We start from the raw sequence: 14,886 nt of genomic DNA, 5'->3' as shown, positions 1-14,886 counted from the left end.
TTCGAACCAACGCAACAGACAGATACCAAGGGGAACCCGCACCGTGCAGACCACCGACCACCCGAGTTCTCCGACCGCCACCCCGCCGTCTTCGCCCCGTGACCACAGCATGAAAATCAAACGATTCGTCGCCGCCGACATGCGCTCGGCCATGAACCTGGTGCGCAAGGAACATGGTCCTGACGCCGTGATCCTGTCCAACCGCCGGATCGAGGAAGGCATCGAGATCGTCGCCGCCGCCAACTACGACGAGAGCGCCGTGCAGCGTGCATTGGAAGCCTCGCGCCGTGACGTCGCACCGCCGCCGGCACCCAAGCCGCGCACCGCCGCCGACGCGGTGATCGCCGCCGTCACCCGCCGCCGCAGCAGCACCCCGGCGCCGGAACCGGTCGCGGCCACCACCTCGGCAGTGGCCGCCCTCGCCCGCGCCGCCGTCGGTGCCACCGGCCGCACCCTGGACAGCGCCGACGAGATCGTGCCGACCCGGGGCAGCACCGGCTTCGCCGCCACCCTGGCCCGCGCCGCCGTCAACGAACCGGCACCGCCGGACCAGACCTTCGCGCCGTTCGCCGAGGCCATCGTCGCACCGGCCGCCACCGTGCCGGCCAACCGCGCGCGCTTCCAGATCGACCCGCCGCACGAGGCGCATCACCAAAGCGTGGCCCCGGCCGTGCTGCCGCCGCCGCTGCCGACCGCTGCCGTGATCGACGCGCAGCCCGGGATCGCCGCCAGCGAACCGGCAGCGGTCGAAGCCGCTATCGAGGCCAGCCCGGCCCCCATGCTGGCCCCGGCACCGACGCTGACCGTGGTTGCCCAGGACGACGCCGAGATCCGCCAGCTGCGCCAGGAAGTGGCCGGCATGCGCCAGGTGATCGAGCGCGAGATGAACCGCTTCACCGACGAGCGCCTGCGTGGCAGCCCGGTGCGCGCCACCGCGCTGGACCTGATGGACGAGTACGGTTTCGACGCCGGGCTGGCCCGCGACGTGGCCATGCAGATCCCGCTGGAGACCGAAGCCCATCGTGGCCGCGGCCTGATGCTGGGGCTGATCTCGCGCAAGCTGCCGATCGCCCCGGTCGACCCGCTGGAGGAAGGCGGCGTGATCGCGCTGGTCGGCCCGACCGGCGCCGGCAAGACCACCACCATCGCCAAGCTGGCCTCGCGCTTCGCCGAGAAGCACGCCCCGCGTGACGTCGCCCTGGTCACCACCGACACCACCCGCATCGGCGCCCGTGAACAGCTGTATGGCTACGGCCGCCAGCTCGGCATCGCCGTGCACGAGGCCAACAGCGGCACCGACCTGGACCAGCTGCTGGAACGCTTGAAAGACTACAAGCTGGTGCTGATCGATACCGCCGGCCTGGGCCCGCGCGACCGTGCCCTGGCCGCCCAGCTGCAGTGGCTGCGCGCCGCGCGCCAGGTGCGCACCCTGCTGGTGCTGCCGGCCAACACCAGCTTCGGCGACATGGACGAGGTGGTGCGCCGCTTCGGTGCGGCCAACCTGCAGGGCCTGGTGCTGAGCAAGCTGGACGAGACCGGCCGCTTCGGCAACGCCCTGTCGGTGGCCGTGGACCACGTCCTGCCGATCACCTGGGTGACCGATGGCCAGGACGTCCCGGAGGACCTGCACCGGGCCAGTGCAGCCAATCTTGTACTTCGCCTTGAAGATTTGCGCCGAGCGGCCGATATGCCCTGCAACCCGGAGTTGAACCATGCCGTCGCGTGAGTACGCCAAGCTGACCAAGACCTTCCCGCTGTCGGCCACCCGCAGCGAGCCGCTCGGCCCTGTGCGCACCATCGCCGTGACCGGCGGCAAGGGCGGCGTGGGCAAGACGAATGTGTCCGCCAACCTGGCGGTGGCGCTGGCCGGCATGGGCAAGCGCACGCTGCTGCTGGACGCCGACCTCGGCCTGGCCAACATCGACGTGATCCTGGGCTTGAACCCCACCTTTACGCTGGCCGACCTGGTGGCCGGCCGCTGCTCGCTGGACGACGTCATCGTCGAAGGCCCGAACGGCGTGCTGGTGGTCCCGGCCGCTTCCGGCCGCCGGCACATGGCCGAGCTTGCCCCGGCCGAGCATGTCGGCCTGGTCAACGTGTTCTCCGAACTGGAACGCGAGCTGGACATCATGGTGGTCGATACCGCCGCCGGCATCACCGACGGCGTGCTGACCTTCTGCCAGGCCGCGCAGGACACCGTGGTGGTGGTCTGTGACGAACCGGCCTCGATCACCGACGCCTACGCACTGATCAAGGTGCTGTCGCGCGAGCGCGGCGTGGACCGCGTCCAGGTGGTGGCCAACATGGTGCGCGACCCGAACGAGGGCCGCGTGCTGTACGAGAAGCTGACCCGCGTCTGCGAGAAGTTCCTCGCCGATGTCTCGCTGAACTACCTGGGCTGCGTGCCGCAGGATGACTGGCTGCGCCTGTCGGTGCAGCGCCAGCAGCCGGTGGTGAAGGCCTATCCGTCCAGCCCGTCGGCGCTGGCGATCACCGAGATCGCACGCCGCACCGCGCGCTGGCAGGCACCGACCGAACCGCGCGGTGGCGTCGAGTTCTTCCTCGAACGCATCCTCAAGCAGCGTGGGGTGGCCGCATGAAAGGCGCAGCCCACCAGTACAGGGAAGTCCAGCGCTCGGCGGCCAACGAGGTCATCGCCCAGCATTCGGACCTGGTGCGACGCATCGCCCACCACCTGGCCGCGCGCCTGCCGGCCAGCGTCGAAGTCGATGATCTGATCCAGGCCGGCATGATGGGCCTGATCGAAGCCTCGCGCAGCTACGACGCCGACCAGGGCGCCTCGTTCGAGACCTATGCCTCGATCCGCATCCGCGGCTCGATGATCGACGAGATCCGCCGTGGCGATTGGGTGCCGCGCTCGGTGCACCGCCGTGCACGCGACGCCGCCGCCACCATCCGCCGCCTGGAACAGAGCACGGGCCGTGCCGCCAGCGCCACCGAAGTGGCCGCCGCGATGGAGATGCCGCTGCCCGAGTACCTGAGGCTGATGGAAGACGCCGCACGTGGCCAGGTGCTGAGCCTGGAGTCGCGCATCGAAGACCAGGGCGAACTGGATACCGTCGCCCAGGGCGGCCCGACCCCGCAGCAGGTGCTGGAGCGCGGCGAGTTCGGTCGCGAGCTGGGCAAGGCCATCGGCCACCTGCCCGAGCGCGAACAGCTGGTGCTCTCGCTGTACTACGAGCAGGAGCTGAACCTGAAGGAGATCGGCGCGGTGCTCGGCGTGAGCGAGTCGCGGGTCTGCCAGATCCATGGCCAGGCCGTGCTGCGCCTGCGCGGCCGCCTGAAGATTTTCGAGGCCGTCGACGCCGGCCTGGAAGAATGAACATCCCCGAGGCGACTGCCCCCGGCCGCCCGGAATGAACAACAAAGGAACTCTGCTTTGAACAAGAACATGCGCATCCTCATCGTCGACGACTTCTCGACCATGCGTCGAATCGTCAAGAACCTGCTGGGCGATCTGGGCTTCACCAACACCGCCGAAGCCGAGGACGGGCATGCCGCGCTGTCGCTGCTGCAGAGCCAGCCCTTCGATTTCGTCGTCACCGACTGGAACATGCCGGTGATGACCGGCATCGAACTGCTCAAGGCGATCCGTGCCGACGCCAAGCTGAAGACCCTGCCCGTGCTGATGGTCACCGCCGAAGCCAAGCGCGAGCAGATCATCGAAGCGGCCCAGAACGGCGTGAACGGCTACATCATCAAGCCGTTCACCGCGCAGACGCTGGAAGAGAAGCTGGGCAAGATCTTCGAACGCCTGGCGGCCAGCGCCTGATGGATACCACGGTCGACAAGAACGCCCTCGCCCTGCGCCTGCAGGAAGCCCTGGATGCCCTGGAGTCCGGTGACGAAGCCGCCTGGCGGCAACGCATCGACGGACTGGTCGCGCTGCGCACGCAGCCGATGATGAGTGGCCTCTCGCGGCTGGCCCGCGAGCTGGGGCAGGCCCTGGGCGAACTGCCGACCGTGCCCAGCGAGGCCGGCGAACTGGACGATGCGTGCGCACGCCTGGACCACGTGGTGGCGATGACCGAACAGGCCACCCACCGCACCCTGGACCTGGCCGAGGAATGCCGCAGTCTGACCGAGCAGCTGCGCGCCGAAGGCCTGCAGCCAGGCCAGGACGCGCAGCTGGAGCGCATCCGCCACAACCTGACCGAGATCGCACTGACCCAGAGCTACCAGGACCTGACCGGGCAGATCATCCGTCGCGTGGTCGGCATCGTCCGCCGCGTGCATGAAGGCTTCGGCGCGCTCGGCCTGCCGCCGGAACAGCATCGCACCGACCCGGAACTGGCCGGGCCGGCACTGAAGGGACTGGACCGCCACGCGGTCTCGCAGAACGACGCCGACGACCTGTTGTCGGATCTGGGGCTGTAAGCATGAGCGCGGTATCCGACGACATCACTGCCGATTTCATCATCGAGGCACAGGAAATCCTGGATCGCCTCGGCGAACAGCTGGTGTCGCTGGAGCAGGCACCGCAGGACACCGAACAGCTCAACGCGGTGTTCCGGGGCTACCACACGCTCAAGGGCGGCGCGGGTTTCCTCGGTGTCACCGCCATGGTCGAGCTGTGCCACGCCGCTGAAGAAGCGCTGGGCGCTGCACGTGCCGGCCAGGCCGTGCTGCAGGCCCATCACTTCGACGCCGCCCAGCAATCGCTGGACTACCTGCAGTCGATGCTCGATGCCGTGTCTTCCGGCACCGAGCCGGGCTATGCACCGCCGGACCTGATCGCCCAGTTCGACGTGCATGGAGGTGCAGCAGCGCCTGCCGCCGCTGCCGCCGCACCGACGGCCGGTGCCGGCGACCTGATCACCGACGACGAGTTCGAGGCGCTGCTCGACCAGCTGCACGGTGGCAACGCACCGACTGCGGTGGCGCCGGCAAAGAAGGCCGACGACGGCCTGATCAGCGAAGATGAGTTCGAAGCCCTGCTCGACCAGCTGCACGGCGGCGCCGCACCCGGCGCCAGGCCCGCAGCTGCGGTGGCGCCGGCACCGATCGCCGCCCCGCGCCCGGCGGCCGCACCGGCACCGGTGGCCAAGCCGGCCGCCAAGCCGCTGGCCGAAGCCGAACACACCGTGCGCGTGGACACCAAGCGCCTGGATGCGATCGTCAACCTGATCGGCGAACTGGTGCTGTCGCGCAACCGGCTCAAGACCCTGCGTGCGCGCCTGCGCGACGAGGAGCTGGACCGCGCCGTGTCCACCCTGGACATCGCCACCGCGCGCCTGCAGTCGGCGGTGATGCGCACCCGCATGCAGCCGGTGGGCAAGGTATTCTCGCGCTTCCCCAAGGTCGCCCGCGACGTCGCCCGCTCGCTGAAGAAGGAAGTGGACCTGGAGCTGATCGGCGCGGAGACCGAGCTCGACCGCAACCTGGTCGAAGCGCTGGCCGACCCGCTGGTGCACTTGGTCCGCAACGCCATCGACCATGGCGTGGAAATGCCCGACCTGCGCGAAGCGCAGGGCAAGCCGCGGATGGGCCATGTGCGGTTGTCGGCGCAGCAGGAAGGTGACTACGTCAGCATCGAGGTGCAGGACGATGGCGCCGGCATCGATCCGGAAAAGCTGCGCGCGAAGGCACGCGAGAAGGGCCTGATCGATCCGGAAGCCGCCGCCCGCCTGAGCAGCGAGGAGTGCCTGCACCTGGTGTTCCTGCCCGGCTTCTCGACCAAGCAGCAGGTCACGGATATTTCCGGGCGCGGCGTCGGCATGGACGTGGTGCAGTCGCGCATCCGCGAACTCAGCGGGCAGATCCAGATCCAGTCGGAGCTGGGCCGCGGCAGCCGCTTCCTGATCCGCGTGCCGCTGACCCTGGCGATCCTGCCGACCCTGCTGGTGCAGGCCGGCGAGGACGTCTATGCGCTGCCGCTGGCGCGCGTGATGGAGGTGCTGCACGCGCCGCGCACCTCGCTGGGCTGGTTCGATGGCCGTGCCGTGCTCGACCGCCGTTCGCACACGCTGCCGCTGGTCGATCTGCGGCAGTGGCTGGATGTGACGCCGGCCGCATCGACCCTGCTGACCATCGTGGTGCTGCAGGCCGGCGAAGCGCGCTTCGGCCTGGTCGTGGACCAGGTCCGTGGGCGCGAGGAAGTGGTCATCAAGCCACTGCCGAAGGCCCTGCGCGGCCTGCGCGGTTACGCCGGTGCAACCTTGATCGGCGATGGTCGCATGGCGCTGATCCTGGATGTGGATGGCCTGCGCAGCCAGCACGACTGACCCGCTTGCTGAACCCGTAAAACCGTGAAGTCGCACCAGTAGCCCGTACCGGTGTCTCAAGTCCCATTCATACAAGCCGATACCGGATCCATGGATAGACTCAGCCTCATTGGACTCTTTCTCGCCCTGGCCTCGCTGGTCGGTGGCAGCATCCTCAAGGGCGCCGGCCTGGCGTCGTTGTGGTCGCCTGCGGCGTTCGTGATCGTCATCGTCGGCACCGTTGCCGCGATCCTGCTGCACACCTCGCCGGCGGTGTTCAAGCATGCGTTCAAGATCGTGCGCTGGGTCGTGCGCCCGCCGCACAGCGATCGCCGCGAACTGATCCAGCAGATCGTCGAGTGGAGCAACATCGCCCGCCGCCAGGGCCTGCTCGGCCTGGAATCGCAGGTGGAAGCGCAGCAGGACCCGTTCCTGCGCAAGGGCCTGCAGTTGCTGGTGGACGGTGTCGAGCCCGAATCGATGCGGCACATGCTGGAAATCGAACTGGGCAGCCAGGAACACCAGGACCAGGCCGGCGCCAAGGTGTTCGAAGCGATGGGCATCTACGCACCGACGCTCGGCATCATCGGCGCCGTGCTGGGCCTGATCGCGGTGATGAAGAACCTGGCCGACCCGAGCAAGCTCGGCCACGGCATCGCTGCGGCGTTCACCGCCACGATCTACGGCATCGCCTCGGCCAACCTGCTGTTCCTGCCGATCGCCGCCAAGCTCAAGAGCGTGATCTCGCACAACACGCGCGACCGCGAAATGGTCATCGAAGGCCTGATCTCGATCGCCCAGGGCGAGAACCCGCGCAACATCGAAACCAACCTCTCCGGCTTCCTGCACTGACATGGCCCGCCGCAAGCACCACGAAGAGCACGCCAACCACGAAGCATGGGCGATCCCCTATGCCGACCTGATGACGCTGCTGCTCGCCTTCTTCGTGGTCATGTACGCGATCTCGTCGGTGAACGAGGGCAAGTACCGGATCATGGCCGACGCGCTCACCGATGCCTTCGGTGGCGCGCCGCGCACGATCAATCCGGTGCAGGTGGGCAACAAGCAGGTGCAGGGTGGCGGCTGGGACAGCCCGTCGGTGATCAAGTCCGGCACCAAGATCGGACCGTCCGCGCCGGCGCCCTCGCACGACCCGACGCTGCTGCCGTCGATGGCTTCGCAGATGCGCATGCCGGTGTCGGTGCACAACCAGGAGCAGATCGCCCGTGCCGAGCGCCAGCTCAACACGATTGCCGACCGGCTCACCGCCGCACTGGCGCCGCTGATCGACCGCGGCATGATCAGCGTGCGCCGCACGGAACTGTGGATCGAGGTCGAGATCAACAGCGACATCCTGTTCCCCACCGGCTCGGCCGCACTGGACGTACATGCGCGGCAGACCCTGGCCAGCCTGGCCGAGGTGCTGCGCGACGTGCCCAACAGCGTGCGCGTGGAAGGCCACACCGACAACGTGCCGATCGCCACCGCCACCTTCCCTTCGAACTGGGAGCTGTCGGCCGGACGCGCCGCCAGCGTGGTGCATCTGTTCGCCGACCAGGGCGTGCAGCCGTCGCGGCTGGCGATGGTCGGCTATGGCCAGTTCCGCCCGCGCGAAGAGAACGACAGCGCACAGGGCCGCAACCGCAACCGCCGGGTGATGGTCATCATCCTGGCCGACACCTCGCATTCGGTGGACCCGCTCGGCCAGCGCCTGAACGCAGCCACCGGCGCCACCGGCAGCACCGTCACCGAACAGGCCGCCGCAACGCCGGCCAGCGCCCCCACCTCCCCCATCGCACCGGTGACGTTGCCACCGGTGCCGGCTGGCAGCCGCGTCGGCGCCGCCGTTCCCCCGGCAATGAAGGAGTAATCCGATGCGCATCTGGGCAGTCGCCAACCAGAAGGGCGGAGTCGGCAAGACCACCACCACCCTCGCCCTCGGCCGCGGCCTGGCCGCGCTCGGCCATCGCGTGCTGCTGATCGACCTCGACCCGCATGCTTCGCTCAGCCGCGCCTTCGGCGTGCCGGTGGACCCGCCGCCGGCCGGCGTGCTGGAGCTGTTCGGCGCACCGCCAGCGGACCTGTCCGGCCTGTGCCATGCCAGCAACATCCAGGGCCTGGACTACGTCTGCGCGCAGTCCGCACTGGCCACGCTGGAACGCCGTAGCGCCAACCAACCCGGCCTCGGCCTGGCCCTGCAGAACGCGCTGGCGCGCCACCAGGGCCAGCACGATTACATCCTGCTGGACTGCGCACCGACGCTCGGCCTGCTGATGATCAACGCACTGGCTGCCGCCGATCGCCTGATCATTCCGACCCAGGCCGAGCCGCTGGCGCTGCACGGCCTGGATGGCATGGTCCGCACCGGCGAGATGGTCGAGCGTTCGCGCCGCCGGCCGCTGCCGATCTCGATCCTGCCAACCCTGTTCGACCGCCGCACCCGCGCCGGCAACGAATCGCTGCGCACCATGCAGGACCGCCATGGCAGCCGCGTCTGGGAAGACGCGATTCCGATCGACACCCGCATCAGCAACGCCGCCGGGCTGACCCTGCCGAGCGTCGGCGAAGACTACCCGGGGCGTGGCCTGGCCGCCTACCGGCGCGCCTTGAACTGGATCCTCGGCGAGGATGCCCGCGCCCTGGAGCAGGCCGCATGAACAGCACTGGCATCCTCGACGACTACCTGGACGAACTGCTGGGCGAGGCGATTGCGCCGGCCGCCGCTCCCCTCCCCGCGCCGATCAGCACCGCCCCGGCCACGGCCACCGAAGCCGCCGCCGAACGCGAACCCACCTGGGATGACCTGCCGGCCGAGGTGATCTACGAAACCGAAACCGAGAGCGTTGCCGCTGCCCCTGCCGTGGACAATGCCGCACTGGAAGCCGCTTTCGATGCTGCGTCCGCGCCCGTCAGCGTGATCGATGCCGAACGCGAGCCCACCTGGGACGATCTGCCTGCTGAAGTGGTCTACGAAACGGATGCCGTCGTCGCGGCCCCGGCCGAGGATGAGGCTGCACTGGAGGCCGCCTTCGAGGCCGCCGCCGCGCCGGCACCCGCTGCGGCCGCTGCGAACACCGGCCCGGAACCCACCTGGGACGATCTGCCGGACGAAGTGATCTACGAGACCGACCCGGCGGACAGCCATCGTCTCGCCCACACCGACAGCCCCGGCCTGCAGGCCGCCTTCGAGGCGGCCGCTGGTGGCGAAGACGTGCCTGCGCCGCCGCCCGCCGTGGTCGCAGCGCCGGTGCCCCCCCCGGCGGCACGCCCTGCACCGGCCCCGGCCGCACGCGCCGCCACGCCGCCGCCGCGCGTCGCCGTCGATGCACCCGCAGGCAACCGCCCCGGCACCTGGCAGGAGCTGCAGGCGCAGGCCCACCAACCGGCCCGCAGCCCGCATCCGCAGAACCGTCGTGCCGGTGAACGCACCTCGCGCTGGCTGCGCCTGCGCTGTGGCACCCAGGCCTATGCGCTGGAACTGCTGAAGGTCCAGGAGGTTGTGCTGCCGGTGCCGCTGCTGCCGTTGCGCGGCACCGCTGCCGCCATGCTGGGCATCATGAACCTGCGCGGCCAGGTGGTCCCGGTGATGGACCTGGGCCTGCACCTGGGCGCGGCTGCCGCCGAGGACGACGCCCAGACCCGCATCGTGGTGCTGGAAGAAGACGGCGAGACCATCGGCCTGCGCGTGTCGGCGGTGGAAGATGTCGCCAACCTCACCGATTCGCAGATCGAACCTCCCGATACCGCACGCATCTGCCAGATTTCCAACGACCTGTTCCGCGGCGTGGCCCGCGTCAGCCAGCGCCCGATGATCCTGCTGGACGCCACACGGCTGTTGAGCTGACCCCCAAAAAGGGGACGGAGGGATTAAGTCGCAAGTGGCTCGGCGCTTGGCGCCGAAGCGGTGCCTGTCGGGGACGCAAGGAGTTGATCCGTTGGATCAACACCTTACATCCCCACTGCGCGGTCGACGTTGCCGAGGGGGCTGCGGCAGAGCCAGGTCGCTTGCGACTTAATCCCCTCCGTCCCCTTTTCAACAGCGACCGCATCGACGCACCGCGTCGATTCTTCTAAAGAACCCCACCGGGGTGCCGTTATGGATCACGGAACCGTTTGTCCGGAGCAACGATGAGCACTGTCGAACTGGGTGGGGATCTCGGCATCGAGAGCACTACCGAGCTCAAGAACCGCCTTGCCCCCCTGGTGGAGCAGGCAGGCGAGCTGACCCTGGATGCCAGCCAGGTCGCCCGCATCCACACGGCCGCCGTGCAGGTGCTGTGTGCGTTCGTGCAGGCCCGCCGCGAGGCAGGCCTGGGCACCGGCTTCCACGGTTGCACTGCAACCTTCCGTGACGCCGCGCGCCTGCTGGGCGTCACCCAGGCCCTCGGCCTGGACGTAACCCATGACAACCTGAAATCTGTGGAGAACGCTGCATGAGCGCACGTATCTTGGTGGTGGACGATTCGGCGTCGATGCGCCAGATGGTGTCCTTCGCCCTCACCTCGGCCGGTTTTGCCGTCGAAGAAGCTGAAGACGGCGCGGTCGCGCTCGGTCGCGCCAAGGGCCAGCGCTTCAATGCGGTGGTTACCGACGTCAACATGCCGAACATGGATGGCATCGCGCTGATCCGCGAACTGCGCCAGCTGCCGGACTACAAGTTCACCCCGCTGCTGATGCTGACCACCGAATCTGCCGCCGACAAGAAGTCCGAAGGCAAGGCCGCTGGCGCTACGGGTTGGCTGGTCAAGCCGTTCAATCCCGAACAGCTGGTCGCCACCGTGCAGAAAGTGCTGGGCTGATCGCCCCGCACCGCTCCCCCTCTTCGCTTCCGGACCACCACTGCCATGAGCATGGACCTGCAACGCTTCCACGCCACCTTCTTCGAGGAGAGCCGCGAAGGCCTCGACGCGATGGAGGCTGGCCTGCTGGCCCTGGAATCGGGGCAGCAGGACGCGGAGATCATCAATTCGGTGTTCCGCGCTGCCCATTCGATCAAGGGCGGCGCCGGCACCTTCGGCTTCGACGCGATCGCCGGCCTGACCCACGTGCTGGAAACGCTGCTCGATGAGCTGCGCGCCGGCAAGCGGGCACTGGAAGGCCACGCCGTCGACGCCATGCTGTCTTCGGTGGACGTGCTGCGCGCCCTGCTGCGCGAAGCCGAACATGGCCAGGCTGCCGATCCGGCTGCCGTCGCTGCGGTGAAGGCACGCCTGGAAGCGGTTCTGTCCGGCCAGGCCGCAGCGAGCGCCCCGGCGACCGCCGCAGCCAAGGTGGACGATACGCCGGAAGCCTGGCAGATCGGCTTCACCCCGGCGCCGTCGCTGTTCATGAGCGGCAACGACCCGCTGCGCATCATCCGCGAACTGGAACACCTCGGTTCGCTGCAGGTCGCCGCGCGCATGGACCGCCTGCCGGGCTTCGCGCAGCTCGATCCGCTCGAAGCCCACCTGGCGTGGGACCTGGGTCTGGTCGGCAAGGTGCCGCGCAGCAAGATCGAAGACACCTTCGCGTGGGTACTGGACGACTGCGAGCTGGACATCCGTCCGGCCGCACCGCCGAGCCTGGCCACCCAGGCGCCGGCCGCGGCTGCTCCCGCTCCGGCGGCAGCGTCGCTGTCGGCACCCGCCGCGCCTGCCGCCAGCGGTGGCGCCAGCCAGGAAGCGGAAACCTCCATCCGCGTCAGCGTCGACAAGGTCGACGCGCTGATCAACCTGGTCGGCGAACTGGTCATCACCCAGGCCATGCTCAAGCAGGTCTCGCATGCGCTGGACCCGGTCCACGCCGAGAGCCTGTTCGCTGGCCTGGACCAGCTTGAACGCAACACCCGCGACCTGCAGGAAGCGGTGATCGGCGTGCGCATGCTGCCGGTCGATGCGGTGTTCCGTCGCTTCCCGCGCCTGGTCCGCGACCTGTCCAGCCGCCTCGGCAAGCAGGTGCGGCTGCGCACCGTCGGCGAAGGTACCGAGCTGGACAAGGGCCTGATCGAGAAGATCGCCGATCCGCTGGTGCATCTGGTGCGCAACTCGATCGACCACGGCCTGGAAATGCCCGACGTGCGCCGCGGTGCAGGCAAGGACGAAACCGGCACGATCACCCTGGCGGCCTCGCACCAGGGCGGCCACATCGTCATCGAAGTCAGCGACGACGGTCGCGGCCTGGACCGCGCCAAGATCCTGGCCAAGGCCACCGAGCGCGGCCTGGCGGTGCCGGACAACCCGACCGATTCGCAGGTCTGGGACCTGATCTTCCAGCCCGGCTTTTCCACGGCCGATGCGGTCACTGACCTGTCCGGTCGTGGCGTCGGCATGGACGTGGTCCGCCGCAACATCCAGGCGTTGGGGGGCGAGGTGCAGATTGAAAGCAGCCTCGGCGCTGGCACCCGCACGCTGATCCGCCTGCCGCTCACCCTGGCCATCCTCGATGGCATGACCGTGGCGGTAGCCGGTGAAACCCTGATCCTGCCGTTGGCCTATGTGCTTGAGGCGTTGCAGCCGCAAGCCGAGGACATCCGCAGCATGGCCGGCGAAGGCCGCGTGCTGCGCGTGCGCGGTGAATACCTGCCGATCCTGTCGCTGAGCGAGTACTACGGCTACGGCAACCGTGCACCCGGCAGCGAATCGCTGGTGGTGGTGGTCGAAGGCGATGGCCAGAAGATCGCCCTGGAAGTGGACGAACTGGTCGGCCAGCAGCAGGTGGTGGTGAAGAACATCGAGAACAACTACCGCCGCATCGGCGGGGTGTCCGGTGCGACCATTCTCGGCGACGGCCGCGTCGCATTGATCGTCGACATCGGCGGGCTGGTGCGTTCACTGCGGATGCCGCAGGCCGCCTGATCCACACTGCATGCGTGTACTGGACCGCCGCCCTTCAGGGCGGCGGTTTTTGTTTGCGCGCTCTGCCAAGGGGGTCGGATCCCTTTCCGCAGGAAAGGGATCCGACCCCATCCCTTCTGTGAACTCCGTCGCCATGATGGTTGCGGGCGCAACTACTTCATCCAAGCGAAAGCACGCCGCTGCAACGCTTTCGCGCTGTCATCCCTACGCAACCGAATGTGATCTGCGTCCATAAAGTCCACGCGGACGGCGCCGTTATTTCGCAATGACGGCCGTCACCGAACCCCACCGGGCACCACCGTTCGCTCTGCAACCACCCCCAAACCGGCGCACAGACGCCGGCACTCTGCCCACCTGGAGCACCCTGCATGAAGTGGTTCCAAGATCTGCCCATCGCCCGCAAGCTGGCCGTGGGGTTCACCCTTACCACCCTGATGACCCTGGTCCTCGGCGCGTTCGCCCTGCTGCGACTGAGCGAAGCCAACGCACAGCTGCGCGAGATGGCCGGCAACGATATCCCCTCGGTCCAGCACCTGGGCGAGGCGCGCTCGCAGCTCGGTGAGTTCCGCACCTACGAACTGGCCCAGCTGAGCATGCTCGACCAGCCGGAGAAGGTCGCCGACTACAACAAGCGCATGGACGACACCGCCAAGGCCGTACATGACGAACTGGCGGCGTACGCGGCGCTGCCGGCGCTGGACAAGGAGCGCGAACTGTATCGCGCCGCCAGCACCCAGCTGGATCGCTACTTCGCCGCCAACAAGGCGATGCGCGAAGCCGTGGCCGCCGGTGATGGCGCGCAGGCCCAGCAGATCTCCGATGAGCAGTCACGCCCGGCGCGCCGCGACCTGTTCGCTGCGATGAAGGCACTGGGCACCCACATCGCCGGGCAGATGGACGGCAAGATCGCCGACGCCAACGCCACCCATCGCACCAGCATGATCGCCATCATCGGCTGCATCGTGCTGCTGTCGCTGGTGGCCGCCGCGCTGGCCATCGTCATCTCGCGCGCCGTTACTGGCCCGCTGGGCAAGGCCGTGCATGCCATCCAGGCGGTTGCCCGCGGCGACCTCAGCGTCAGCACCCAGGCCACCAGCAAGGACGAAGCCGGCAGGATGCTGGCCGCCACGACCGAGATGACCGCAATGCTCCGCCGCTTCAGCGAGCAGACCCAGCTGATGGCACAGATGCACGCGGGGCCGGACATCAGCCATCGCATTCCGGAAGATTTCCCGGGTGTCTATGGCCAGCTGGCCGGCGGCATCAATACGGTGATCTTCGAGCACCTGGATGCGATCCGCGATGCCATCGACGTGCTCAACCAGTACGCCATCGGCAATCTCACCCCGGATGCACGCCGCCTGCCCGGCAGCCGCGCGATCCTGCACGAATCGATGGACGCGGCCAAAGCCAGCCTGCTGGCGATCAATTCGCAGATCCAGCAGCTGGCCGCGGCGGCCGCTGCCGGTGACTTCAGCCAGCGCGGCGACGCACAGCGTTTCCAGCATGACTTCAAGCTGATGATCGAGCATCTCAACACCATGATGCAGGTGGCCGACGGCAACCTCGGCCAGCTCTCGCAGCTGCTGCAGTCGATCGCCGCCGGCGACCTGACCGCGCGCATGGAAGGCCAGTTCAATGGCGTGTTCGCGCGCATGCGGGATGATGCCAACACCACCGTTGCACAGCTGACCCAGATCGTCGGCCAGATCCAGGCCAGCGCCTCCAGCATCACCCTGGCCGCCGGCGAGATCGCCTCCGGCAACAGCGACCTGTCGCGCCGCACCGAGCAGCAGGCCGCCAACCTGGAAGAAACCGCCGCCTCGATG

At 68.5% G+C, this 14,886-nt stretch carries 14 protein-coding genes; all 14 read left to right on the top strand.

What is annotated here, in order from left to right; genetic code table 11:
• Window positions 1–109: 109 nt before the first annotated feature.
• On the top strand, window positions 110–1,726 hold the full coding sequence (flhF, locus tag AC5P98_RS21495; protein WP_049407258.1) for a flagellar biosynthesis GTPase FlhF: 1,617 nt from the start codon (window positions 110–112) through the stop codon (window positions 1,724–1,726).
• Window positions 1,713–2,600, top strand: coding sequence for a MinD/ParA family ATP-binding protein (locus AC5P98_RS21490; protein ID WP_032959426.1), 888 nt, complete (start codon window positions 1,713–1,715; stop codon window positions 2,598–2,600). Before flhF ends, AC5P98_RS21490 begins: the two co-directional genes overlap by 14 nt.
• A complete protein-coding gene (locus AC5P98_RS21485; protein ID WP_014647032.1) occupies window positions 2,597–3,343 on the top strand; it encodes an RNA polymerase sigma factor FliA in 747 nt (248 codons plus the stop codon). The genes AC5P98_RS21490 and AC5P98_RS21485 overlap by 4 nt, the downstream gene beginning before the upstream one ends.
• A 57-nt stretch (window positions 3,344–3,400) precedes the next feature.
• Window positions 3,401–3,793, top strand: a complete 393-nt coding sequence (cheY, locus tag AC5P98_RS21480) for a chemotaxis response regulator CheY (RefSeq protein ID WP_005413247.1) — start codon at window positions 3,401–3,403, stop codon at window positions 3,791–3,793.
• On the top strand, window positions 3,793–4,398 hold the full coding sequence (locus AC5P98_RS21475; RefSeq protein ID WP_006442968.1) for a protein phosphatase CheZ: 606 nt from the start codon (window positions 3,793–3,795) through the stop codon (window positions 4,396–4,398). The genes cheY and AC5P98_RS21475 overlap by 1 nt, the downstream gene beginning before the upstream one ends.
• Window positions 4,399–4,400: 2 nt before the next feature.
• On the top strand, window positions 4,401–6,245 hold the full coding sequence (locus AC5P98_RS21470) for a chemotaxis protein CheA (protein ID WP_049407263.1): 1,845 nt from the start codon (window positions 4,401–4,403) through the stop codon (window positions 6,243–6,245).
• Between the two features lie 90 nt (window positions 6,246–6,335).
• Entirely contained in the window at window positions 6,336–7,076 is a 741-nt protein-coding gene (locus tag AC5P98_RS21465) for a flagellar motor protein (RefSeq protein WP_005409527.1), read from the top strand.
• A 1-nt stretch (window position 7,077) separates the two neighbouring features.
• Entirely contained in the window at window positions 7,078–8,094 is a 1,017-nt protein-coding gene (gene motD / locus AC5P98_RS21460; RefSeq protein ID WP_014647029.1) for a flagellar motor protein MotD, read from the top strand.
• Window positions 8,095–8,098: 4 nt separating this feature from the next.
• The gene (locus AC5P98_RS21455; protein ID WP_014647028.1) at window positions 8,099–8,881 is read left to right on the top strand and encodes a ParA family protein; all 783 of its coding nucleotides are present in this window, start codon (window positions 8,099–8,101) and stop codon (window positions 8,879–8,881) included.
• Entirely contained in the window at window positions 8,878–10,068 is a 1,191-nt protein-coding gene (locus tag AC5P98_RS21450; protein ID WP_049418946.1) for a chemotaxis protein CheW, read from the top strand. The genes AC5P98_RS21455 and AC5P98_RS21450 overlap by 4 nt, the downstream gene beginning before the upstream one ends.
• A gap of 284 nt (window positions 10,069–10,352) precedes the next feature.
• Entirely contained in the window at window positions 10,353–10,661 is a 309-nt protein-coding gene (locus AC5P98_RS21445; protein ID WP_014647026.1) for an STAS domain-containing protein, read from the top strand.
• Window positions 10,658–11,023 carry a response regulator gene (locus tag AC5P98_RS21440; RefSeq protein ID WP_005409521.1) on the top strand — a complete coding sequence of 122 codons (366 nt, stop codon included), beginning with the start codon at window positions 10,658–10,660 and terminating at the stop codon, window positions 11,021–11,023. The genes AC5P98_RS21445 and AC5P98_RS21440 overlap by 4 nt, the downstream gene beginning before the upstream one ends.
• A 45-nt stretch (window positions 11,024–11,068) precedes the next feature.
• Entirely contained in the window at window positions 11,069–13,057 is a 1,989-nt protein-coding gene (locus AC5P98_RS21435; protein ID WP_049418949.1) for a chemotaxis protein CheA, read from the top strand.
• A 368-nt stretch (window positions 13,058–13,425) separates the two neighbouring features.
• A partial coding sequence (locus AC5P98_RS21430) for an MCP four helix bundle domain-containing protein (RefSeq protein ID WP_495230209.1) occupies window positions 13,426–14,886 on the top strand: 1,461 nt, incomplete at its 3' end.

Source organism: Stenotrophomonas sp. YJH_SMC_135 (genome assembly GCF_059372355.1).
Note: the sequence above shows the minus strand (reverse complement) of the source record. Positions and strands in the feature narration are given on the sequence as shown.

Bases quoted from the DNA above. Each gene is read 5' to 3' on its own strand.
- AC5P98_RS21445 (WP_014647026.1), top strand. From the start codon at position 10,353: ATGAGCACTGTCGAACTGGGTGGGGATCTCGGCATCGAGAGCACTACC.
- AC5P98_RS21490 (WP_032959426.1), top strand. From the start codon at position 1,713: ATGCCGTCGCGTGAGTACGCCAAGCTGACCAAGACCTTCCCGCTGTCG.
- AC5P98_RS21470 (WP_049407263.1), top strand. From the start codon at position 4,401: ATGAGCGCGGTATCCGACGACATCACTGCCGATTTCATCATCGAGGCA.
- AC5P98_RS21435 (WP_049418949.1), top strand. From the start codon at position 11,069: ATGAGCATGGACCTGCAACGCTTCCACGCCACCTTCTTCGAGGAGAGC.
- AC5P98_RS21450 (WP_049418946.1), top strand. From the start codon at position 8,878: ATGAACAGCACTGGCATCCTCGACGACTACCTGGACGAACTGCTGGGC.
- AC5P98_RS21475 (WP_006442968.1), top strand. From the start codon at position 3,793: ATGGATACCACGGTCGACAAGAACGCCCTCGCCCTGCGCCTGCAGGAA.
- AC5P98_RS21465 (WP_005409527.1), top strand. From the start codon at position 6,336: ATGGATAGACTCAGCCTCATTGGACTCTTTCTCGCCCTGGCCTCGCTG.
- motD (WP_014647029.1), top strand. From the start codon at position 7,078: ATGGCCCGCCGCAAGCACCACGAAGAGCACGCCAACCACGAAGCATGG.
- AC5P98_RS21485 (WP_014647032.1), top strand. From the start codon at position 2,597: ATGAAAGGCGCAGCCCACCAGTACAGGGAAGTCCAGCGCTCGGCGGCC.
- AC5P98_RS21440 (WP_005409521.1), top strand. From the start codon at position 10,658: ATGAGCGCACGTATCTTGGTGGTGGACGATTCGGCGTCGATGCGCCAG.
- flhF (WP_049407258.1), top strand. From the start codon at position 110: ATGAAAATCAAACGATTCGTCGCCGCCGACATGCGCTCGGCCATGAAC.
- AC5P98_RS21455 (WP_014647028.1), top strand. From the start codon at position 8,099: ATGCGCATCTGGGCAGTCGCCAACCAGAAGGGCGGAGTCGGCAAGACC.